Source organism: Pseudomonas sp. VS40 (assembly GCF_018587885.1).
In the GTDB taxonomy this organism is placed as follows: domain Bacteria; phylum Pseudomonadota; class Gammaproteobacteria; order Pseudomonadales; family Pseudomonadaceae; genus Aquipseudomonas; species Aquipseudomonas pergaminensis.
This window is the reverse complement of record NZ_JAGYWD010000004.1, coordinates 321,788-342,490: the sequence shown is the minus strand read 5'-3', so window position 1 is coordinate 342,490 and position 20,703 is coordinate 321,788. Positions and strand designations below refer to the sequence as shown.

The following is a 20,703-nucleotide window of genomic DNA, read 5'->3' as shown; positions in this document are numbered from 1 at the left end:
TCAGTGCCCTGTATTGGGTAACCCGCTACCACCGGCTTTCAAGAAGGGCGCACTAGATTGTGGGCTCCTTTCACGTGTGGCCCGAGGTTACAGACATGGACATCCGCATCAATCACCGCTTTATGACCCGCGAACAGAAAGATACGTTGGTCGAGGCCATCCTGGTGTTGAAAAACGACGTCGACAGCGTACTGCGTCCTGGACGTCAAAACCGCTATGACGATTATGTGCAAGTGCACCACAGCGCTATGGGCGGTCCCGGGGCTTTCATGCCAATGCCGCATCGCTCTCCACTATTTTTCCCTTGGCACCGCGTATTTTTGCGCCAATTTGAGCAGGACTTGCAACGCGCCGTTGGCGACATGACGCTTACCCTACCGTTTTGGGACTGGTCGATGGATGGCCCAAGCAATCCGTTCACGCCTAGCTTTTTGGGCGGTAACGGTGACAGCGCTCAAAATCAGCGCGTTACTTCAGGTCCATTCGCCTTTAAGGGCGAGCGTTTTAAGATTCGCCTGTGGGATATGGAATTGGGTGATGCGGGGCTGCGCCGCGAGTTGGGCACAGAACCTGGCGCGCACTTGCCAGACTCCGACCAGGTGCTGATGGCCTTGTCCAAGACCCCGTATGGACCAGGTCCGGACACTTGGTCAAATTTTTGTGAAGGCGTGCTGCATGATCCCGTGCACCGGTGGGTGGGCGGGAACATGTCCATGCCAACTTCGCCCAACGATCCGGTATTTTTCCTGCACCATTGTTATCTTGACCTGCTGTGGGAGCGCTGGAAACGCCAGCACCCTACGTCTAAACCGTATCTGCCGGTATCGGGTGTGCCCGATTTAGACCTACGGGCTACGCTGGTTTTCCACGCGCAGTCCGATATTGCGCCTTGGCCAGGTAATTGGACTGTGGAACAGGTGATCAATTCTGAAGATCTGGACTACACCTATGGTCTATTTACCTCGAAAACCATACTTCCCTGTGCGCCAGCACCGGTCTGCCAGACCCCCCTGCCAGATGCCTGATCCTATTTGAGATCAGCCTGCGCACGCAAACGAGCGGGCCAGCGATAGCGGTGCCGTAGCCGGCTGGGGCATCGCTATCTGCAGCAGCCCAAGCGTTGGACCTGCATCATTTTCACGCCACTGATCAGAACGCAAAAGTCCCATCAAACACCGGCTTGTCGTCGAGCGCCAACACCCCGCTGGCAAAGATCAAATCCAGGTGATGGCTGCCTTTCTGCCCGCCCCCCAGGCCCAGGTGCAACCCACAGTGGCGCTCCTCAAACCCGGCATTGCGCGCATACAGGTCCTTCACGCCTTCATTGGTGCCAATCCCCAGTTCTTCCACACGCCGGTTCGACGGGTTGGCGTTCAGGTACTTATTGAAGTCGTCCGCCAGCCCCGGCACGTCGCTGGCCACGCTGCAGACGGTCGAGTTCTCGATCCACAGTTCCAGCGGTGACGCCAGCACGCCATATTTACGCGCGAACGGGATGGTGCTGAGAAAGGTGCCGACAAACCTCACCTGGCCATTGATGGCTTCGCTGTGGGTGGCGATCTCGCCTGGGGCCAGGTCGTGGTTGCCGATGCCGTTGATGTTGGTCCACTTCTTGATGCTGCTCATCGGCGCTTCCAGGCGTGAGCCATGCTTGTCGGTAAAGCTCAACACCTGGGCCTGGGACATGCGCCGGATCAGCGTGGCATTGAGGTCGGCAATGCGCTGGGGTTCGACGCTGAAGGTGTCGTAGAAGTAGTCACCGTAATCTTTGAACAGCAGGGATTTTTTCCAGTGCTCAGCCATCACGCCTTGCAGGGCGCGGATAAAGTCCGGGCCTTCGGCGCGTGGGTTGGGCAAGGTCGAGAAATCGTAGAGAAACAGGTACAGGTCACAGGCCTCGATGGCCTCGGCCAGGGTGTCGCTGGCAGCCAGGTCCAGGCGCTGTAGCTGGAAGTTGAAACGGGCGGCGCTGCTGTGGGTGATCGCCTGCGCGATGGCGTCGTAGCGCTCGGTATGGCCCAGCAGCACGGTGGGGCGGCTCAGACCGTTGAGGGCCGGGTGGTGCGCGAGGTAGTAGAGAAAGTGTTCGACGGCGCGGGCCTTGTCCATGACGTACTTCCTTCTGTGCCTTGGGAAAGGGGGCAGGTGCCGTGCACGGCACCTGCCGAATGCCTGCCGGTTATTAGAATGGCCACATCGCGGTGCCGAATGGCACAACGGCATCGGCTTGCATCATTTCAACGGCGGCCTCATGGGTCGGCGCTTCAAACCAATCGTCGAGTTGCAGTTCGGTTTCCAGGTCGTTTTCCAGTGCTTGCATGGTGTATCTCCTAGAGGACGTTGTTTGAGAACGGCTTGCCAACGGGCTTCGCTGGCAAGTGGGAAGAACCTAGGAGAGAGTGTTTGAAAATGCAAAATTTTTATTGACACGGTTTCATTTGGATATTTTGTTCTGTTTTTTGGCGTTGGCCGTTTCTTGAATAAATTCAGGGAGCTGGCGCGACTAATCTTTCGGAAATTTCCTACCGCCAATTTTTATCGAGATCACGGCTGTAACGTTAATTTTCCGTGCTGTAACGATTAATTTACGAGTAAATGGCGACTTTATTGGTCGATCAGGCCCTGTAAGGATTACCTGACAGATCGTCGCACACGTCTTTCTAGGGCGCCCCCAAGCTGTCGAGCGGTGTACAATCCGCCGCGTTTTACTGTGACCCCCTTGCGTAACCACGCAAAAGGCCAAGACCTCGGGGTTTACCCACCCTGATCACTCCGCCTGGCCACGAGCCGGACGGGTTCGATTTCGTCACAGATAAAAACAAACAGGTGACGCATGACCGTAAGAAAGACGCTGTACTCCTGGTGCCTGCGCTGGGGTTTGAGCAGCGCTGCTTGAGTCGGTAATTCAAGGCAGCAACCTGCAGTCAACATCCTCAAACCTTGCGTGAGACCCTTTTCATGAGTGGACCCCATTCCTCTTCAGGCGAGCTGAAACGCGGCCTGAAAAATCGGCATATCCAGTTGATCGCCCTCGGTGGCGCCATCGGCACCGGCCTGTTCCTCGGCTCCGCCGGGGTGCTCAAGTCCGCCGGCCCGTCAATGATCCTGGGCTATGCCATCTGCGGCTTCATTGCCTTCATGATCATGCGCCAGCTCGGCGAAATGATCGTCGAAGAGCCGGTCGCCGGTTCCTTCAGCCACTTTGCCCACAAGTACTGGGGCGGTTTCGCCGGCTTCCTGTCGGGCTGGAACTGCTGGATCCTGTACATCCTGGTGGGCATGTCGGAGCTGACCGCTGTCGGCAAATACGTGCACTACTGGTGGCCGGAGATCCCGACCTGGGTCTCGGCAGCGGCGTTCTTCGTGCTGATCAACCTGATCAACCTGGCCAACGTCAAAGTTTTCGGTGAGGCCGAGTTCTGGTTTGCCATCATCAAGGTGGTGGCCATCGTCGGCATGATTGCCCTGGGCAGCTACCTGCTGGTCAGCGGCAGCGGCGGGCCGCAGGCGTCGGTGAGCAACCTGTGGGACCACGGTGGTTTCTTCCCCCACGGCGTCGGCGGATTGGTGATGGCCATGGCGATCATCATGTTCTCCTTCGGCGGCCTGGAGATGCTCGGCTTCACCGCAGCCGAAGCCGACCAGCCACGCACCGTGATCCCGAAAGCGATCAACCAGGTGATCTACCGCATCCTGATCTTCTACATCGGCGCGCTCGTCGTGCTGCTGTCGTTGACGCCGTGGGACAGCCTGCTGGCAACCCTCAACGCTTCCGGCGACGCCTACAGCGGCAGCCCGTTTGTGCAGGTGTTCTCGATGCTCGGCAGCAACACCGCCGCGCACATCCTCAACTTTGTGGTGCTGACGGCGGCGCTGTCGGTGTACAACAGCGGTACCTACTGCAACAGCCGCATGCTGCTGGGCATGGCCGAGCAGGGCGATGCGCCCAAGGCCCTGGCGAAGATCGACAAGCGTGGCGTGCCCGTGCGTTCCATCCTCGCCTCGGCGGCCATCACCCTGGTTGCCGTGCTGATGAACTACCTGATCCCGCAACACGCGCTGGAACTGCTGATGTCCCTGGTCGTGGCCACGCTGGTGATCAACTGGGCGATGATCAGCTTCTCTCACTTCAAGTTCCGCCAGCACATGAACCGCACGGGCCAGGTGCCGTTGTTCAAGGCGCTGTGGTACCCGTACGGCAACTACGTGTGCCTGGCGTTCGTGGTGTTTATCCTGGTGATCATGCTGATGATCCCGGGAATCCAGGTGTCGGTGTATGCGATCCCGGTGTGGGTGGCGTTCATGTGGGTGTGTTACGGCATCAAGAACAAGCGCGGTGCGCAGCGAGCCTTGGAGGTGGCTGCTCCAGCAGGGAAGTGAGGCGTGCCTGAGATAAACCAAACCCGGCCTTGCGCCGGGTTTGTTGTTTCAGGAATGGGCGCGCGCATTCGCGTATCCTTGGTTGCCCCTACAGAGGATCCCGCTGCCCATGCTGGTGATTTCCAACAACGTCCACCTGCCCGATGCCGAGATCGAGCTCACCGCCATTCGCGCCCAGGGTGCGGGTGGGCAGAACGTCAATAAGGTGTCGAGTGCGGTGCACCTGCGCTTTGATATCCCGGCGTCGTCGCTGCCCGAGTTTTATAAGGAGCGGTTGCTGGCGCTGCGTGACAGTCGTATCACCAGCGAGGGCGTGCTGGTGCTCAAGGCCCAGCAATATCGGACCCAGGAGCAGAACCGCGCGGATGCGCTGGAGCGACTGGTGGAGTTGATCCTCAGCGCCACCAAGGTGGAGAAGAAGCGCCGCCCGACCAAGCCGACCCTGGGCTCGAAAAAGCGTCGCCTCGAATCCAAGACCAAACGCGGCAGTATCAAGGCCGGGCGCGGCAAGGTCGACTTCTAGTCGCCGCGTGCTTCGCGGGCCTTGGGGGCCTGGCGGTACAGGTACAGGCTCAGCAGCAACCCACCGAGTGCGGCGAGGGCGGCGAACAGGAAGATCGAGGCAAAGCCGAAGCCTGCCGCCACGGCCCCGGCGAGTGGGCCGGTGATGCCCAGCGAAAGGTCGATGAACAGCGAGTAGGCCCCCACCGCCGAGCCGCGGCTGGAGGCTGGCACCAGGTTGACGGCTTCGACGCCCAGGGCCGGAAACACCAGGGAAAAGCCGAACCCGCTCAACGCCGCACCGGCCAGGGCCAAGTTTGCGTCCGGTGCCAGCCACAGCAACAGCAGGCCGAGGATCTCCACCGACAGGCAGGCAATCGCCACGCGAAACCCGCCGATACGGTTGATCAGATTACCGAACAGCAGCCGCGCACCGATAAAACTGGCGCCGAACAGGCTTAGGGCCCACACCGCGTTGTCCCAATGCTGGGTGGTGTAATACAGGGTTATGAACGTGGCGATGGTGCCAAAGCCAATGGACCCCAGCGCCAGTGCGCAACCGTGGGGCAGTACCCGGCCCAGCACATTCATGAAGGGCAGGCGTACACCGGCAACAATCGGCGCGGCGACCTTGTTCCACGCCAGCAGCAGGCCGACGACCGCCAGCAGGATGATGCTGACGCCCATGCTCCACAGCCCGAAATTTCTCACCAGCAATACGCCCAACGGCGCGCCGACGGCCAGCGCGCCATAGCTGGCGATGCCGTTCCAGGAGATGACCTTGGCGGTATTCGCCGCACCGACCCGGCCAATGCCCCAACCGATGGCGCCCGAGCCCACCAGGCTTTCGGCGCTGCCCAGCACCAGGCGGCCGATCAGCAGGCTACCCAAGCTCAACGCGGGCAGGCTCGAGAACCACGCCGCGAGCAGCATGAACACACCGCTCAGGCCGCACCCGACCAAACCGATCAGCACGGCGCGCTTACTGCCCAGGTTATCGATGATTTTGCCCGCATAGGGGCGGCTCAGCAGGGTGGCCAGGTATTGCACGCTGATCACCAGGCCGGCAATGACCGCGCCGTAGCCCAGCTCACTGTGGACATAGCCCGGCAACACGGCCAGGGGAATGCCGATATTCAGGTAGCCGATGAAGGTGAACAACACGATGGAAACAACTTGCAGCGTGACCGCCATGGGGCGCTGGGTATCTGGCATGGGGAGAGGTCCACTGTCGCAGCAGGTAAAGATAGGCTGCTAATGATACCGGCGCTTTGGCCGGGCCGTGCGGCTAAAACTAAAAAAACGGTCGATCAACAGCGCATCAGGGCTGTGTGGGGGCGAGCAATCGGGTGGTCACCAGGGCGGCCAAGGCATTTTCCTGGGTGCCGAAGCGCTTGAGCAGAGCGGCTTGTTTGTCTGGGCCAAGGCGGTTCCACACCTCGACCATCTGCAGGGCAGCGTCGAGTACGGCAGCGTCCGGGTTGTCGGGGAGGGTATCGGTCATGGTGGGCGTCTCGATGGATTCAGGCAGTGTGGAAAGCGCTCAAAGTTGCGCTTTCCACACGGTCTGGTACGGCGTCAGTCCTGGCTTTCGCTGTCGACTGGTTTGGCTTCTTTGGCCTCAGGCTGTTTGTCGCTGGCCTGCTGCGGTGTTGGCTGCTCTGTAGGGTGCAGGCTTGGGAAGGGGAGATTAGGTATCTCGTGCATCGTCGTCGCTCCTCGCAAGGTCTGTTTTTTCAATCGCAGGTGATTCCGCGCTCTCAAAAAGCCTTGGCAGGATACAGCACTGCAAATGACAAAAAGATTTTTATGTCGGCAGATGGATGAACTTTCATCGTTTAAACGGTCGTTTGGCTAGAAGGGTACCTTGCCCAGGATCATGTCGCGGTACATCACGAAATCCCCCAACAGGCTGTAGAACGGGTGTTGAAAGGTCGCTGGGCGGTTCTTTTCGAAGAAGAAGTGGCCGATCCAGGCAAAGCTGTAACCGGCAATCGGCAAGGCGATCAACAGGAGAAGCGAACCTCTGCCGATGGCATAGGCCAAAATGCCGATCACCAGCGTGGTGCCGATAAAATGCAGGCGCCGGCAAGTGCTGTTGGCGTGCTCGGCCAGGTAATAGGGGTAGAACTCAGCAAAGCTATTGAATCGCTTGACGTTTTCCACGGTGAACGGCCCTTTGATTGTTATGCCGCCCAACAGATGTTCGGCGGGGAGCTTATTTGAGTCTAGAGTGATCAGTGGTAACAGCCAGTGACAATAGATGCCACTTTAGTATCCTTGGCTTCCTGGCTGCCGTTTGAGCCTGCTTTTTTAAGAAGACGCCATGAGCGAACGAACAACTTCTGCAAGCTGGGCGATGGGGATAGTCAAGGCATTGGAAATGGACGGCCTGGATTGCCGCGCCTTGTTCAAGCAACTCGGCCTCGACTACGCCGCCCTGAATGACCCTGATGCGCGGTTCCCGCAAGACTCCATGACCCGGCTATGGCAACGGGCGGTGGAGGTGTCGGGCAACCCGGCGATCGGCCTGAACATGGGCAAAGTGGTGCGCCCGGCGTCGTTCCATGTGGCCGGCTACGCGCTGATGTCCAGCAATACCCTCGCCGAGGGCTTTATGCGCCTGGTGCGCTACCAGCGGATCATCGCCGAAAGTGCCGACCTGAGTTTCCGATTGGTCCCTGAAGGTTATGCGCTGATTCTGACGGTGCACGGTGATCATCTGCCCCCCACCCGCCAAAGTGCCGAAGCCTCGCTGGCCAGCGCCCTGGCCCTGTGTGGCTGGCTGACCGGCCGTACCCTGCAGCCGCGCAAGGTGGTGTTGCAAGGTGAGCAACCGGCGGACCTGGCGCCCTATAAACAAGCCTTCCATGCGCCGCTGGAATTCAACGCGCCCTATGACGCGCTGATTTTCGAACAGGCGGACATGGACGCGCCATTGCCCACGGCCAATGAGGCCATGGCCCTGCTGCATGATCGGTTTGCCGGTGAATACCTGGCGCGTTTCTCGGAAAGCCGCGTGACCCACAAGGCGCGCCAAGTGTTGTGTCGCCTGCTGCCCCAGGGCGAGCCCAAGCGTGAGGTGGTGGCCCAGACGTTGCACCTGTCCCAGCGCACCTTGCAACGGCGTCTGCAGGAAGAGGGCACTAGCTTCCAGACCTTGCTCGACGACACCCGCCGTGAACTGGCCGAGCAGTACCTGGCGCAGCCGAGCATGACGCTGCTGGAGATCGCCTACCTGCTGGGCTTTGCCGACCCGAGTAACTTCTTTCGCGCGTTTCGTCGTTGGTTCGATGCCACGCCCGGCGAATACCGGGCGCGGTTGCTGGAAGCGCCGGCTGTCAGTGACGCCAAAACGCCGGAATGCACAGCACAAAGACTGTGATGATCTCCAGTCGGCCCAGCAGCATGCCGAGCGACAGAATCCATTTGGCCGCATCCGGCAGGCTGGCGAAGTTGCCCGCCGGGCCGATGGTTTCCCCCAATCCGGGGCCGACACCGGACACGGTGCTGGCGGCGCCGGTCAAGGCGGTCATCCAGTCCAGGCCCAGCAGCGACAGGGCCAGGGCGATGGCGCAAATGGTGATGGCGAAGAAAAACGAAAACGTCAGGATCGAACGCACGATTTCTTCATCGAGACGGTGACCGTTGTACTTCTGCTTGATCACCGCGCGCGGGTGGATCAGCTGGTTCAAGTTGGCCTTGAGCAGGATATAGGCGACCTGGAACCGGAAGATCTTGATGCCGCCCGCCGTAGAACCCGAACAGCCACCGATAAAGCCCAGGTAGAAGAACAGCATCAGTGAGAAGTTGCCCCACAGGCTGTAGTCGCCCAATGCGAAACCTGTGGTGGTCACCACCGATGTGACGTTCAGCGCCACATGGCGCAGGGCGTCCAGCCAGTGCAGGTTGGTGGTCCACCAGTACCAGGTGCCGAGTACCAGCCAGGTCACCAGCAACAGACCGAGCAGGCCTTGCACCTGCTGATCCTTGATCAGCGCCCGACGATTGCCGCGCAACGTGGCCACATACAGGGTGAACGGCAGGCTGCCGAGAATCATCACCACCACCGCCACCCAGTGCACGGCGGGCTGTTTCCAGTGCGCCAGGGATTCATCCGAAGTAGAGAACCCGCCGGTGGAGATCGCCGACATCGCGTGGTTGATCGCATCAAACAGGCCCATGCCGGCCCACCAGAACGCCAGGCTGCCGAGGATGGTAATCCCCACGTAGGCCGCCACGATCAGCCGCGCCACCATGTGGGAGCGGGGCATGACCTTTTCCGAGCGGTCGGAGGACTCGGTCTGGAACAGGCGCATGCCACCGATACGCAGCAGTGGCAGGATCGCCACCGCCATGCCGATAAAGCCAATGCCCCCCAGCCAGTGCAGCAGCGAACGCCACATCAGGATGCCCGGCGACATGGTGTCCAGGCCACTCAACACCGTGGAACCGGTGGCGGTGATGCCGGACATGCTTTCGAAGAACGAGTCGGTGTAGCTGATGTGCTGGGTCAGCAGGAATGGCAGCGCGGCGAAGATGCACACCACCACCCAGCTTGTCACGGTCAGCAGGTACATGTCCCGCGGGCGCAGGTGCACATGCTCGGGACGGCCGGGAATCACCAGGGCCAGGCCCGCGAGGAAGGTGATCATGCTGGCCCACAGGAACGAGGGCAGGTCGCTGGTGCGTTCGAAGATCACCAGGGTTGCCATAGGCACGACCATGGCGATCGCGAGAGTGATCAGGAAGATGCCGATGATGAAACCGATGATACGTAAGGTCGGCAACGCCATGAAGTGAGCTCGGGTGTTGAGGGTGGCGCCATTCTACCTGCGGTGCAGGTCTTGTAAACCGGGGCGTCCGCGGCGGCACGGTTCAAATGTGGGAGCAGGCTTGCCTGCAAAGGCGGCCTGACAGCCGACCACTCTCTAACTGCTGCCCCGCGATCCAAATGTGGGAGCAGGCTTGCCTGCGAAGGCGGCCTGACAACCGACCACTCTCCAACTGTTGCCCCGCGATCCAAATGTGGGAGCTGGCTTGCCTGCGAAAGCGGCCTGACAGCCGACCAGGATATTGGATCAGACCAGGTACATATCCGTTATTTAGGTAACGGCTGCTAATGGTTCCGCCCTTACGGCGGCTCACTTTTGAAAAGCGCAAAAGTAAGCAAAACGCTCTTGCCCCAACACTCGGCACCTCGCCTAGGCTCGGTGTGCCCGTAATCCGCCAGGTATTTGGGGGGCCGCCGCCACGCGCCATCCATGGCGCGGGGCGGCTAAACCGGCATCCCTGCCGGTTTACCCCCCAAATCCCTGTCGAATTCCGGCCAGCGTGTTTGACGGGGCGCCTAAGATCAAAAGCAAAGCGCGGCGGCCTTAAAGCCGACCGGGTTTTTGCTGTCGATCCCGTTCCCATGTGGCTGGCTTGCCAGCTCCCACAGGGGAGCGGTGTGGCCAGATACGCGGTATAAAAAAAGGCGACCCGAAGGCCGCCTTTTTCAACACCGTACTGATCAGAACTCGTGATCAGCGTTATCCGGGTTCAGGTCGCTGATGCCCAGCTTGCCTGCGGCCGCTTCGATCGAACCGGTCTGCTTGACGAGTGCGGCGATGGCGTCGCGTACGATCTGGTTGCCCGCATCGTTGCCGGCAGCGATCAGTTGGTCGTAGTGCTCACCCTTGTTGGCGTGGTCAACCATGACTTGGATCTTCGCTTCAGTCGCTGCCAGGTCCTCTTTCAATGCGGTATCGGCAGCCGGGTCGGCCTTGGCCACCAGGGACGACAGGCTGGCGCCGGTCAGCTTGGTGCCATCGACGCGGGTGTACTCGCCCAGGTAGACGTTGCGGATGCCCTTGGCGTCGTAGAAGTGCGAGTAGTGGGTGTTGTCGCTGAAGCAGTCTTGTTCGTCTTCCGGCGAGTTGGCTTCCAGGGAAACCTTCATGCGTTCACCGGCCAGCTCGCCCAGGGACAGGCTGCCCATGCCGAACAGCATTTTGCGCAGGCCGTCGGTGGCAGGTTCTGCCTCGAGGGTGGCGCGGTAGTTGTCTTCGACGTTGGGTTTCCAGTTGCCGACCATTTCTTCCAGGTCGCTGACCAACAGTTGGGTCACGGCGCTCAGGTACGCACGGCGACGCTCGTTGTGGCCGCCCGTGGCGCCGTCGCCGGTCAGGTAGTCCGACGCAGGACGGTTGCCGGCGCCCGGGCCGGTGCCGTTCAGGTCCTGGCCCCACAGCAGGAATTCGATGGCGTGGTAACCGGTGGCGACGTTGGCCTCGGAACCGCCCAGCTCATTGAGGCTGGCGAGTTTTTCCGGGGTGATGTCCTTGACGTCGACCTTGTCTTCGCCGACCTGGATCTCGGTGTTGGCGATGATGTTGGCGGTGGCGCCTGGGTTACCCAGGGCGTGTTCGTAGGACTTGTCGACGTAGTCGATCAGGCCTTCGTCCAGCGGCCATGCGTTCACCTGGCCTTCCCAGTCGTCGATGATGGTGTTGCCGAAGCGGAACACTTCGCTCTGCAGGTACGGGACGCGGGCAGCGATCCAGGCAGTGCGCGCGGCTTTCAGGGTTTCGTCGTTCGGCTTGGCGAGGAACGCGTCGATCGCGGTTTGCAGGGTTTTCGCGGTGGACTCGGCATCGCTGTAGACCGCAAACACCATGTCCGCGTAATGCGCGACCACGGCCTTGGCGGCCGCTTCGTCGACCTGGCCGGCAGGGGTGGCAGCCGCTGGAGCGGTAGTGCTGGCGGCCGGGGTCGGCGCCTGGGGTGCTGCGGCCTTGTCTTTACCTTCGCCGCAACCGGCGAGAGAAATGGCAATGGCCAGCAGACTGGCGGTGGCCAGGGGCATACGAATCATGGCGAACATCCTGCTTCGGTTGTTGATAGGGCGCGCGGGGGAGCGCAAAAACTGCGACATAATGCGAAAGATTTGCATTTTGTGTAAAGGGTTATACGCGGGAAATATTCAGTATCGGTTTGCGGTGTCAGAGAATCGCTGCGTTATTCCGCTCGGACTGCTTCAAAAACGCCGCCAGCTCCCGTGCCGGCAAGGGTTTGCTGTAGTGATAGCCCTGACCTTCATGGCAGCCTTCGGAGATGATGTAGGCCTCCTGTTCAGCGGTTTCCACACCTTCGGCGATCACCTGCATGCCCAGGCTTTTGCCCAGTTGGATGATCGCGCGCACGATGGTGGCATCGTCGTCATCGTCCAGCAGGTCCTGGACGAAACTCTTGTCGATCTTGATCTTGTCCAGGGGCAGGCTTTTCAGGTAACTGAGGGACGAGTAGCCGGTGCCGAAGTCATCGATGGCAATCAACGCACCGGAACGGCGCAGGCTCAGCAAGTGCTGGGCGGCGGTGCTGATGTCTTCCATCAGGCCGGTCTCGGTGACTTCCAGTTCCAGGCTGCGCGGCGGCAGGCGGTAGATCTGCATCAGGTTGTTGACCACCCGTGGCAACTCGGTGTGATGCAACTGCACGGTGGACAGGTTGACGGCCATGCGCAACTCGGTGAAGCCCAAGTCGTGCCATTCGCGCAGTTGCCGGCAAGCCTGGTCCAGCACCCATTCGCCAATCGCAATGATGGTGCCATTCTGCTCGGCCAGCGGGATAAACAGGTCCGGCGGCACCAAGCCATGTTCCGGGTGCTGCCAACGGATGAGCGCTTCCACGCCGACCACGTGGTGGTCGCGGTAGCTGATCTGCGGTTGGTACACCAGGTGGAATTGATCGCGGGCGAGGGCGTCGCGCAGGTCTTTCTCCAGCTCGCGGCGGCGGCGCATTTCGCTGTCGACGCTGGCGATATAGAACTGATAGCGGTTGCGCGACCGGGTCTTGGCCAGGGTCATGGTCTGTTCGGCTTTTTGCAGCAGCTTTTCGGTGCTGTCGCCGTCTTCCGGGAACAGGGTGATGCCGATGGTGGCGCGCAGGCGGATGCCTTCATGGTCGAGGGGGAACTCCGCCTCCAGGTCATCGAGGATACTTTGTGCCAGCTCGGCGGCCTCGTAGGGCTGCTCGATATCGGCCTGTACCAAGGCGAACTGGTCGCCGCCCAGCCGGGCCAGTGCGCCAAGGCGGCCGCTGTGGGCGCGCAGGCGGTCGGCCAGGGCCAGCAGCAGTTTGTCGCCAGCCTGGTAGGTGAACTGCTCGTTGACGCTTTTGAAGTCATCCAGCCCCACGCACAGCACGGCCACGCGTCGCTGCCGACGGCCGGCGTCGATGAGGATCTTGTCCAGTTGCTCCTGCAGTTTCTGGCGGTTCGGCAATCCGGTCAGGAAGTCATACTGGGCCATGCGCAGCAGGCTGCTTTCTGCCTCGTGGCGCAGGTGGGTATTACGTTCGATGGATTCAAGCAATTGGTTGGCGGTATTGATCCACAGCCCCAACTCGTTGCGTTCGTGACCCTTGATCTGAGGGATCTTGTGCTCGCTGGGCCTGTCGGGGTTGATCGAGGTAAGGTGCTCGATAATCCGTGACAGCGGCTTGGTCAGCAGCCAGTGATAGACCAGGTACAGCACCAGGCCCATGGCCAGGGCGCGCAGCACCCCGGAAATAAAGATGATCACTGAATTGACGATAAAACCCTGGCCGTACGTGGCGGTGTCGAGGGTGATGCTCAGGTCGCCGTAGTACTCGCTGTAAGGGCCTTTACCCACCAAGGCAGTAGTGAAGGTGCGTTCCTGGCCAAGAATCAGGTCGGTCAACCAGCGGCTGGGGGCTTGCTGCAAGGCACGGCTTTTCTCCGCCAGCATGGTCTCGTTGGGGTGGCCGATGGACGCCATGCGCACGGCGTCGTCCTGGAACAGGCCCTCAATGACTTGCATGCCCATCTCGCGGTCGAGGCTATAGACGGCCTGGGTCGAGGGGTCGCGAAACATATCGAGGATGCGCTGCGCATCGCCGGCCACAGCCTGTCGCGTCTTATAGGCATCGAAAACGATCTGCGCCACGCTCAGCGCCACGCCCACGATCAATGCCGACAGCAACACAACCCGTAGCAACTTCACCGACAAGCTGTTCTTGAGTTCCAGCTTCAAAGGGGCATTCCTTGTCTCATGCGGGTGGCCTTCAATATGCCATGAGTATTGGCAATCTGGGCATGGCAGTCAAAGGAACATTGGGGCGGGGGCAGGTTTGATGCGGACAGGGGCGGTCTAAAAGGAGCAGGCCCTGCGATAGGCAGGGCGGATTGGCATCCGCCTGCCCAAAAAACAACAGGTACTTAGGTTACATGAGGGGGCAGACGGTTATGCCGACTTAGACAGCTCATAGGAAATCTTTGTATCGATGGACTTTGCGAACTCGATTTTCTTCTGCTCGCTCTGATCGTTGCTGTCTTCTTCGGCAAATAGCTTCTTCGCGGCGGCATCCGCGAAGGGCTGGATGAGCGGGGTGATCGCTTTGGTGATCTCTCCAGCGGCCTTGGCGAGGTCGCCAACGATGGGCAGTGCTGCGAGTGCTCCAATAGTCATGGTTATTTCTCCGACAGGGGTGAGTGGCGAATTCCTCTCCCTATCTGGGTGGCAACGTCACGTGGCTCGGTTCCATCACCCACAAAAAAGCCCGGCGAATGCCGGGCTCTTTTTACTGCAAGCAGTGCTTAGGCAGTGAAGGTCTTGCCTTCGAACTGCTCAGCCACGAACTTCCAGTTGACCAGGTTCCAGAACGCTTCCACATACTTTGGACGCACGTTGCGGTAGTCGATGTAGTAGGCGTGTTCCCACACGTCGCAGGTCAGCAGCGGGGTGTCGCCGCTGGTCAGCGGGTTGCCGGCGCCGATGGTGCTGGCCAGGGCCAGGGAGCCGTCAGCCTTTTTCACCAGCCAGCCCCAACCGGAACCGAAGGTGCCGACGGACGTCTTGGTGAACTCTTCCTTGAACTTGTCGAACGAACCGAACGAAGCGTTGATGGCTTCAGCCAGTGCGCCGGTCGGTTGGCCGCCGGCGTTTGGCGCCAGGCAGTTCCAGTAGAAGGTGTGGTTCCAGACCTGAGCGGCGTTGTTGAAGATACCGCCCGAAGAGGATTTGACGATCTCTTCCAGGGTCTTGCCTTCGAACTCGGTGCCTGGCACCAGGTTGTTCAGGTTCACGACATAGGTGTTGTGGTGCTTGTCGTGGTGGTATTCCAAGGTTTCCTTGGAAATGTGCGGCTGCAGGGCATCGTGTGCGTAGGGCAGCGGCGGCAATTCGAAAGCCATGATGATTCTCCTAATCAGGTCAGTTGCGGTGAGCGCAAGGCCGATCACGGGCGGCCAAACAAGCGCCGGGGAGTTTGTACTCTTTGCGGCGCAGGGTCCGGATCATAGCACCGGGGGTGCGGCAAAACCACGCAACAACTGTGTGGGATAGAGGTTCCAGAGCGTTTTGGAATATTCCTCAGGCACTGATCAATTGATAGGCCACGCTGAACATCATCACTGCCACCAATAGGTCCAGCAGGCGCCACGTGGCGGGGCGTGCCAGCCAGGGTGCCAGCCACGCCGCACCGAGTGCCAGGGTGGAGAACCACAGCAATGAAGCGCTGGCCGCACCGGCCACATAGGCGCCCGGCTCGGTCTGCTGGGTACCGAGGGAGCCAATCAGCAGCACGGTGTCCAGATAAACGTGGGGGTTGAGCAATGTGACGGCCAACGCGCTCAGCAAGACCGCGCGCAGCGAGCGCACCTTTAGATGGTCTGCCTGGTCCAGGCTCTGTTTCGAACAGGCCCGGCGCAGCGCACAAGCGCCGTACCAGATCAGGAACGCCGCACCGCCCCAGCGCGCAACCGCCAGCAGTATCGGGCTTTGCGCCAGCACCGTCGCCAGGCCAAACACCCCGGCGGCCACCAGCAGGGCATCACACACCACGCACAGCGCCGCCACGGGTAAATGATGTTCACGGCGCAGGCTTTGCGCGAGGACAAAGGCATTCTGGGTGCCGATGGCCATGATCAAGCCCAGGGCGACCAGCAGCCCGTTCACATAACTCTGCCACATAGGGGTTACTCCGCGTTCGCTGCCAGTTGTTGCAACACCTGCATGGCCCGCTCGGCATCGGCACGGCCGACGAACAGGTGATCGTGGTAGTAGCCGGCAATCACGTTGCAACTGATGCCGGCCTTGCCCAGCGCGCTGGCGAAGGCGGCGGTCAGGCCCACGGCTTCCAGGGCCGAGTGCACATTCAAAGTGATCCACGCGGCGACGTAGTCAAAGGCCAGCCCGGCCTGTTGCGCCTGCTGGCGTTCGACGATCAAGGTCAGGCCTTCCTGCTCGCGGAAGCTGCCGATCACCTCGCACCCGGCCGGGATCTGGTGATCGGGCAGGGTGCAGAACACGTAGTCACCTTCATTAAGGTGGGGGCTCATGCTGCGCAGCAGGGTTGCCAGGGCGGTTTCGCCAGCCATTGGGAGGTTCCTTTAATAAAGAGAGAAGCGATGCTGGCTATTCTCAGGGTGCAGGCTGTATAAGAAAAACCAATATTGCTGATCGCTCATTAGAGAAACTGATGTTCGACTATAAATTGCTCTCGGCCCTGGCGGCGGTGGTGGAACAGGCGGGCTTCGAGCGCGCCGCTCAAGTGCTGGGGTTGTCGCAGTCGGCGATCTCCCAGCGCATCAAGCTGTTGGAAGCGCGCATCGGCCAACCGGTATTGGTGCGGGCCACGCCGCCGACGCCCACCGATATTGGCCGTCGTCTGCTCAACCATGTGCAGCAGGTGCGCTTGCTGGAACGTGACCTGCAAAGCCAGGTGCCCGCGCTGGACGAGGAGGGCATGCCCGAACGCCTGCGCATCGCGTTGAACGCCGACAGCCTCGCCACCTGGTGGGCCGAGGCCGTCAGCGACTTTTGCGCCGAGCAGCATCTGCTGCTGGATCTGGTCGTCGAGGACCAGACCGTGGGCCTCAAACGCATGCGTGCCGGCGAGGTAGCCGCCTGTATCTGCGCCAGCGAGCGCCCGGTGGCGGGCGCGCGCAGCCTGTTGCTGGGTGCCATGCGCTATCGCGCGCTGGCCAGCCCGGCCTTTACCGCCCGGCACTTTCCGGACGGCGTGCGCGCCGATCAACTGGCGCGCACGCCGGCTTTGGTGTTCGGCCCGGACGATTTCCTGCAACACCGCTACCTGGCTTCACTCGGGGTGGACGGCGGTTTCGAGCACCATTTATGCCCATCGTCCGAAGGCTTTATCCGCCTGACCGAAGCCGGCCTTGGCTGGGGGCTAGTGCCGGAATTGCAGGTACGCGACCAACTGGAAAAGGGCATATTGGTCGAGTTATTGCCAGATAAGCCCATCGATGTACCGTTGTACTGGCATCATTGGCGCAGTGGCGGGCAACTGCTGGGCTTGTTGACCGACCACCTGGCCCAGGCGTGTGGCCAATGGTTGGTGCCGTTGGAGTGATGGCGTGCGTCAAGGCAACAGCGATGAAAAACGAAAGAACACGGGGTAATACATGAAGATTCTGGTCACCGGCGCAAGCGGCTTCATTGGTGGACGCTTTGCGCGTTTCGCCTTGGAGCAGGGCCTGGACGTGCGGGTCAACGGGCGACGTGCCGAAGGTGTGGAGCATCTGGTCAGGCGCGGCGCCGAGTTTATCCAGGGTGATTTGAATGACGCTGACCTGGTGCGCGACCTGTGCCGCGATGTCGAGGCCGTGGTGCATTGCGCCGGCGCCGTCGGGCTATGGGGCAAGTACCAGGACTTTCATCAAGGCAACGTGCTGGTGACCGAGAACGTTGTGGAAGCCTGCCTCAAGGAGCGTGTCGGCCGGTTGGTGCACCTGTCTTCGCCGTCGATCTATTTTGATGGCCGCGACCACCTGGGCCTGACCGAAGAACAAGTACCCAAGCGATTCAAGCATCCCTATGCCGCCACCAAGTACCTGGCCGAGCAGAAGGTGTTTGGTGCCCAGGAGTTCGGCCTCGAAGTGCTGGCCCTGCGCCCGCGCTTCGTGACTGGCGCCGGCGACATGAGCATCTTCCCGCGCCTGCTGAAAATGCAACGCAAGAACCGCCTGGCCATTGTTGGCGACGGCCTGAACAAAGTCGATTTCACCAGCGTGCACAACCTCAACGAAGCGCTGCTCAGCAGCCTGCTCGCCACGGGCTCGGCGCTGGGCAAGGCCTACAACATCAGCAACGGTACGCCTGTGCCGGTGTGGGACGTGGTCAACTACGTGATGCGCCAGATGGAGCTGCCGCAGGTGACGCGGTATCGGTCCTACGGTTTGTCCTACAGCGTGGCGGCGGTCAACGAAGCCTTTTGCGCGATGTGGCCCGGCCGCCCGGAACCGGCGTTGTCGCGCCTGGGCATGCAGGTGATGAACAAAGATTTCACCCTCGACATCAGCCGTGCCAGGCATTATCTGGACTACGAGCCTAAAGTCAGCCTGTGGACCGCCCTCGACGAGTTCTGCAGTTGGTGGAAAGCCCAGGATCCGGGGTTCAAGTAAGCACACAAGAGGCAACACTTCGGTAACCGAATTTGGCATTCCAGGTCGATCAGTGCGCCGGGAACGCGGTTTATACTCCCGTCGCTCGCCCCTTCACCGATTCAGGGTTGATTCATGCGTAATGATGCTAAAGACGACTTCGACAACGTTCCCAGCCTGCGGGCGGATGTCGGGGATGACGATGATTTCGAACCTTCTCCCGCCACCTCGGTGCGTTCGCGCACAACCAAGGTGGTCAAGGTCAAGAGCGCCAGCACCGGCCCATTGTGGGCCTTGATCGGCGCGCTGCTGATCGCCTTTGCGGGCCTGGCCTGGTGGAGCTTCCAGCAGATTTCCCTGATGGGCCAGCAGTTGGTTGCCACCCAGGAAAGCTTTGCGCGCATCAGCGAAGAAGCGGCGGGGCGCCTGCAGGATATTTCCGGCAAGGTGGTGGCCAGTGAAGCCAGCGTCAACAATGGCAGCGAAGCGTTGAAGTTGCAGATCAAGCAACTCGAAAGCCAATTGCTGGAGCAGGGCAAGCAGCAAATCGGCGTGGCCGGCCAGGCCACCGAGCTGGACAAGCGCCTGGCCCAGATGACCGCCAGTACCACTGAGCTGTCCAGCGCCAACAGCAAATTGCAAGGCCAGGTCCAGGCGTTGACCGATGCCGTGGCGACCCTCAAGGCGGCGCAAGGTGATGCCGGCAAGCGCGATACCGAGATCAAGGAACTGACCGCTGACGTGGCCGCCTTGAAGAAACAGGGCAACCCGAGCGCGGCCATTGCCCGTATCGAGCAGGACCTTTTGGTACTCAAGAGCGCCCAGGACAACCAGCCGGCCAACAGTGATGCGCCTACCAACAAAGAGTTCGACGTGTTCCGCATCCAGACCACGCGCAACATCACCACGTTGCAGAGCCAGGTGCAGACCCTCAACCAACAGCTCAACGCGCCGGCGAAGATCACCCCTCTCGGCCAATAAGCGCGCTGACAGAAATGTCACCATCTGGTGACATTTCCCATCCCCTTCGTTACTTGCCCCCACCTCGCCCTTGTTTAGACTCCGGTCATCCCATAAAAAATAATAAGGGCCACCCATGACCACGCAACCACTGCCTGCCAGCAGTTGGCTGAACGCGCCTGCCCATCACGCCTGGCTCGCCGCCGAAGGCCAGCGCCTGCTGGCATTTGCCAAGGCTTCTCGACTGCCCGATGGCTTTGGCAACCTGGACGATAAAGGCCAGTTGCCCGCCGACGCCCACGCCGAAACCATGAACACCGCCCGCATGACCCACAGCTTCGCCATGGCGCACGCCTTGGGCTTGCCGGGGTATGCCGACATGGTGGCGCACGGTGTGGCCGCCCTGAGTGGCCCATTGCGTGACAGTGAGCACGGTGGCTGGTTCGCCGCACCCCACGCCCTCGATGGCAACCGTGGCAAAGCTGCCTACCTGCACGCCTTCGTTGCCTTGGCCGCCAGCTCTGCGGTGGTAGCCGGCGCTTCTGGTGCGCAAAACCTGCTCAATGACGCCATCCATATCATCGACCAGTTTTTCTGGAGCGAAGAGGAGGGCGTGATGCTCGAGTCCTTTGCCCAGGACTGGAGCGGCGTCGAGGCTTATCGCGGCGCCAACAGCAACATGCATGCCACCGAAGCCTTTCTTGCCCTGGCCGATGTAACGGGTGACACCCGCTGGCTGGACCGCGCGCTGCGTATCGTCGAGCGTGTGATCCACACCCATGCCGCCGGCAACCAGTTCATGGTGATCGAGCATTTCGACGTTCATTGGCAACCCTTGCTCGGCTACAACGAAGACAACCCCGCCGACGGCTTTCGCCCGTACGGCATCACTCCCGGCCACGGCTTCGAATGGGCGCGACTGCTGCTGCACCTGGAAGCTGCGCGCCTGCAAGCCGGGCTGGCGACGCCCGAGTGGCTGGTGGGCGACGCCAAGGGCTTGTTCGCCAGCGCTTGTGAATACGCCTGGTCCGTGGATGGTGCCCCCGGCATCGTCTACACCCTGGACTGGAACCACCGCCCGGTCGTGCGCGAGCGCCTGCACTGGACCCATGCCGAAGCCAGCGCCGCTGCCCAGGCCTTGCTCAAGCGCACCGGCGAGTTGCACTACGAGACCTGGTACCGGCGGTTCTGGGAGTTTTGCGAAACCCACTTTATCGACCGCACCCACGGCAGTTGGCACCACGAACTCAGCCCGCACAATCAACCGAGCAGCAACATCTGGGGCGGCAAGCCGGACCTGTACCATGCCTGGCAAGCGGTGGTGCTGCCTGCACTGCCCTTGGCACCCAGCATGTGCAGTGCCATCGGGGTTGGGCGTTATGTCACCAGCTGGTGACATTTGTGCATCCCTTTGTTACCTGCGCCTCAAAAATCCATGTTTAAACTCCGTGCAG

At 60.9% G+C, this 20,703-nt stretch carries 21 protein-coding genes; 8 read left to right on the top strand and 13 right to left on the bottom strand.

Annotated features, from left to right (window positions below):
• Positions 1-95 precede the first annotated feature (95 nt).
• A complete protein-coding gene (locus KHP07_RS14360) occupies positions 96-1,025 on the top strand; it encodes a tyrosinase family protein (protein WP_214497399.1) in 930 nt (309 codons plus the stop codon).
• Positions 1,026-1,149: 124 nt separating this feature from the next.
• On the opposite strand, the gene KHP07_RS14355 is transcribed toward KHP07_RS14360, so the two are convergent.
• On the bottom strand, positions 1,150-2,109 hold the full coding sequence (locus KHP07_RS14355; RefSeq protein WP_214497398.1) for a CgnE/CgnB domain-containing protein: 960 nt from the start codon (positions 2,107-2,109) through the stop codon (positions 1,150-1,152).
• 73 nt (positions 2,110-2,182) lie between these two features.
• Positions 2,183-2,320, bottom strand: coding sequence for a hypothetical protein (locus tag KHP07_RS14350; protein ID WP_003175756.1), 138 nt, complete (start codon positions 2,318-2,320; stop codon positions 2,183-2,185).
• A gap of 638 nt (positions 2,321-2,958) precedes the next feature.
• Here KHP07_RS14350 and KHP07_RS14345 point away from each other — a divergent pair.
• Together KHP07_RS14345 and arfB are read left to right on the top strand one after the other, a co-directional pair.
• On the top strand, positions 2,959-4,380 hold the full coding sequence (locus tag KHP07_RS14345; protein ID WP_214497397.1) for an amino acid permease: 1,422 nt from the start codon (positions 2,959-2,961) through the stop codon (positions 4,378-4,380).
• Positions 4,381-4,489: 109 nt separating this feature from the next.
• On the top strand, positions 4,490-4,903 hold the full coding sequence (gene arfB, locus KHP07_RS14340; protein WP_016975416.1) for an alternative ribosome rescue aminoacyl-tRNA hydrolase ArfB: 414 nt from the start codon (positions 4,490-4,492) through the stop codon (positions 4,901-4,903).
• Here arfB and KHP07_RS14335 read toward each other — a convergent pair.
• The 4 genes from KHP07_RS14335 to KHP07_RS14325 all read right to left on the bottom strand — a co-directional run bounded on the left by KHP07_RS14335 (position 4,900) and on the right by KHP07_RS14325 (position 7,047).
• Positions 4,900-6,096: an MFS transporter gene (locus KHP07_RS14335; RefSeq protein ID WP_078049985.1), complete on the bottom strand. Its 1,197-nt coding sequence runs from the start codon at positions 6,094-6,096 to the stop codon at positions 4,900-4,902. The two genes, arfB and KHP07_RS14335, sit on opposite strands and share 4 nt — an antisense overlap.
• Before the next feature lie 106 nt (positions 6,097-6,202).
• A complete protein-coding gene (locus tag KHP07_RS14330) occupies positions 6,203-6,385 on the bottom strand; it encodes a hypothetical protein (protein WP_078049984.1) in 183 nt (60 codons plus the stop codon).
• A 74-nt stretch (positions 6,386-6,459) separates the two neighbouring features.
• Positions 6,460-6,588 carry a hypothetical protein gene (locus KHP07_RS29700; protein WP_256581662.1) on the bottom strand — a complete coding sequence of 43 codons (129 nt, stop codon included), beginning with the start codon at positions 6,586-6,588 and terminating at the stop codon, positions 6,460-6,462.
• Positions 6,589-6,735: 147 nt separating this feature from the next.
• The gene (locus KHP07_RS14325) at positions 6,736-7,047 is read right to left on the bottom strand and encodes an Mpo1-like protein (protein WP_038851615.1); all 312 of its coding nucleotides are present in this window, start codon (positions 7,045-7,047) and stop codon (positions 6,736-6,738) included.
• Between the two features lie 160 nt (positions 7,048-7,207).
• On the opposite strand from KHP07_RS14325, the gene KHP07_RS14320 reads away from it, so the two are divergent.
• Positions 7,208-8,266, top strand: a complete 1,059-nt coding sequence (locus tag KHP07_RS14320; RefSeq protein ID WP_078049983.1) for an AraC family transcriptional regulator — start codon at positions 7,208-7,210, stop codon at positions 8,264-8,266.
• Here the strand turns inward: KHP07_RS14320 and KHP07_RS14315 are convergent.
• From KHP07_RS14315 to KHP07_RS14285, 7 genes are all read right to left on the bottom strand, one after another.
• The gene (locus KHP07_RS14315) at positions 8,223-9,677 is read right to left on the bottom strand and encodes a TrkH family potassium uptake protein (protein WP_078049982.1); all 1,455 of its coding nucleotides are present in this window, start codon (positions 9,675-9,677) and stop codon (positions 8,223-8,225) included. The two genes, KHP07_RS14320 and KHP07_RS14315, sit on opposite strands and share 44 nt — an antisense overlap.
• Before the next feature lie 719 nt (positions 9,678-10,396).
• The gene (locus KHP07_RS14310) at positions 10,397-11,740 is read right to left on the bottom strand and encodes an imelysin family protein (RefSeq protein ID WP_214497396.1); all 1,344 of its coding nucleotides are present in this window, start codon (positions 11,738-11,740) and stop codon (positions 10,397-10,399) included.
• A 127-nt stretch (positions 11,741-11,867) separates the two neighbouring features.
• The gene (locus KHP07_RS14305) at positions 11,868-13,919 is read right to left on the bottom strand and encodes a putative bifunctional diguanylate cyclase/phosphodiesterase (RefSeq protein ID WP_078049980.1); all 2,052 of its coding nucleotides are present in this window, start codon (positions 13,917-13,919) and stop codon (positions 11,868-11,870) included.
• 210 nt (positions 13,920-14,129) lie between these two features.
• On the bottom strand, positions 14,130-14,354 hold the full coding sequence (locus tag KHP07_RS14300; RefSeq protein WP_078049979.1) for a hypothetical protein: 225 nt from the start codon (positions 14,352-14,354) through the stop codon (positions 14,130-14,132).
• Positions 14,355-14,482: 128 nt separating this feature from the next.
• Positions 14,483-15,079, bottom strand: coding sequence for a superoxide dismutase (locus KHP07_RS14295; RefSeq protein ID WP_078049978.1), 597 nt, complete (start codon positions 15,077-15,079; stop codon positions 14,483-14,485).
• A 178-nt stretch (positions 15,080-15,257) separates the two neighbouring features.
• Positions 15,258-15,857, bottom strand: coding sequence for a LysE/ArgO family amino acid transporter (locus KHP07_RS14290; RefSeq protein WP_214497395.1), 600 nt, complete (start codon positions 15,855-15,857; stop codon positions 15,258-15,260).
• Between the two features lie 5 nt (positions 15,858-15,862).
• Positions 15,863-16,264: an ACT domain-containing protein gene (locus tag KHP07_RS14285; RefSeq protein WP_078049976.1), complete on the bottom strand. Its 402-nt coding sequence runs from the start codon at positions 16,262-16,264 to the stop codon at positions 15,863-15,865.
• Between the two features lie 101 nt (positions 16,265-16,365).
• Between KHP07_RS14285 and KHP07_RS14280 the strand changes: the two genes are divergently transcribed.
• The 4 genes from KHP07_RS14280 (at position 16,366) to KHP07_RS14265 (ending at position 20,645) form a co-directional block, all read left to right on the top strand.
• Positions 16,366-17,259 carry a LysR family transcriptional regulator ArgP gene (locus tag KHP07_RS14280; protein ID WP_214497394.1) on the top strand — a complete coding sequence of 298 codons (894 nt, stop codon included), beginning with the start codon at positions 16,366-16,368 and terminating at the stop codon, positions 17,257-17,259.
• Positions 17,260-17,311: 52 nt separating this feature from the next.
• Positions 17,312-18,310 carry an NAD-dependent epimerase/dehydratase family protein gene (locus tag KHP07_RS14275; protein WP_099494303.1) on the top strand — a complete coding sequence of 333 codons (999 nt, stop codon included), beginning with the start codon at positions 17,312-17,314 and terminating at the stop codon, positions 18,308-18,310.
• 114 nt (positions 18,311-18,424) lie between these two features.
• Entirely contained in the window at positions 18,425-19,270 is an 846-nt protein-coding gene (locus tag KHP07_RS14270) for an ATPase (protein WP_214497393.1), read from the top strand.
• A gap of 115 nt (positions 19,271-19,385) precedes the next feature.
• Complete coding sequence (locus KHP07_RS14265; protein WP_214497392.1) at positions 19,386-20,645, top strand: D-mannose isomerase; 1,260 nt, start codon at positions 19,386-19,388, stop codon at positions 20,643-20,645.
• Positions 20,646-20,703 lie beyond the last annotated feature (58 nt).

Bases quoted from the DNA above. Each gene is read 5' to 3' on its own strand.
- KHP07_RS14350 (WP_003175756.1), bottom strand. From the start codon at position 2,320: ATGCAAGCACTGGAAAACGACCTGGAAACCGAACTGCAACTCGACGAT.
- KHP07_RS14330 (WP_078049984.1), bottom strand. From the start codon at position 6,385: ATGACCGATACCCTCCCCGACAACCCGGACGCTGCCGTACTCGACGCT.
- KHP07_RS14315 (WP_078049982.1), bottom strand. From the start codon at position 9,677: ATGGCGTTGCCGACCTTACGTATCATCGGTTTCATCATCGGCATCTTC.
- KHP07_RS14310 (WP_214497396.1), bottom strand. From the start codon at position 11,740: ATGATTCGTATGCCCCTGGCCACCGCCAGTCTGCTGGCCATTGCCATT.
- KHP07_RS14355 (WP_214497398.1), bottom strand. From the start codon at position 2,109: ATGGACAAGGCCCGCGCCGTCGAACACTTTCTCTACTACCTCGCGCAC.
- KHP07_RS14335 (WP_078049985.1), bottom strand. From the start codon at position 6,096: ATGCCAGATACCCAGCGCCCCATGGCGGTCACGCTGCAAGTTGTTTCC.
- KHP07_RS14295 (WP_078049978.1), bottom strand. From the start codon at position 15,079: ATGGCTTTCGAATTGCCGCCGCTGCCCTACGCACACGATGCCCTGCAG.
- KHP07_RS14280 (WP_214497394.1), top strand. From the start codon at position 16,366: ATGTTCGACTATAAATTGCTCTCGGCCCTGGCGGCGGTGGTGGAACAG.
- KHP07_RS29700 (WP_256581662.1), bottom strand. From the start codon at position 6,588: ATGCACGAGATACCTAATCTCCCCTTCCCAAGCCTGCACCCTACAGAG.
- KHP07_RS14265 (WP_214497392.1), top strand. From the start codon at position 19,386: ATGACCACGCAACCACTGCCTGCCAGCAGTTGGCTGAACGCGCCTGCC.
- KHP07_RS14270 (WP_214497393.1), top strand. From the start codon at position 18,425: ATGCGTAATGATGCTAAAGACGACTTCGACAACGTTCCCAGCCTGCGG.
- KHP07_RS14300 (WP_078049979.1), bottom strand. From the start codon at position 14,354: ATGACTATTGGAGCACTCGCAGCACTGCCCATCGTTGGCGACCTCGCC.
- arfB (WP_016975416.1), top strand. From the start codon at position 4,490: ATGCTGGTGATTTCCAACAACGTCCACCTGCCCGATGCCGAGATCGAG.
- KHP07_RS14290 (WP_214497395.1), bottom strand. From the start codon at position 15,857: ATGTGGCAGAGTTATGTGAACGGGCTGCTGGTCGCCCTGGGCTTGATC.
- KHP07_RS14345 (WP_214497397.1), top strand. From the start codon at position 2,959: ATGAGTGGACCCCATTCCTCTTCAGGCGAGCTGAAACGCGGCCTGAAA.
- KHP07_RS14320 (WP_078049983.1), top strand. From the start codon at position 7,208: ATGAGCGAACGAACAACTTCTGCAAGCTGGGCGATGGGGATAGTCAAG.
- KHP07_RS14360 (WP_214497399.1), top strand. From the start codon at position 96: ATGGACATCCGCATCAATCACCGCTTTATGACCCGCGAACAGAAAGAT.
- KHP07_RS14285 (WP_078049976.1), bottom strand. From the start codon at position 16,264: ATGGCTGGCGAAACCGCCCTGGCAACCCTGCTGCGCAGCATGAGCCCC.
- KHP07_RS14275 (WP_099494303.1), top strand. From the start codon at position 17,312: ATGAAGATTCTGGTCACCGGCGCAAGCGGCTTCATTGGTGGACGCTTT.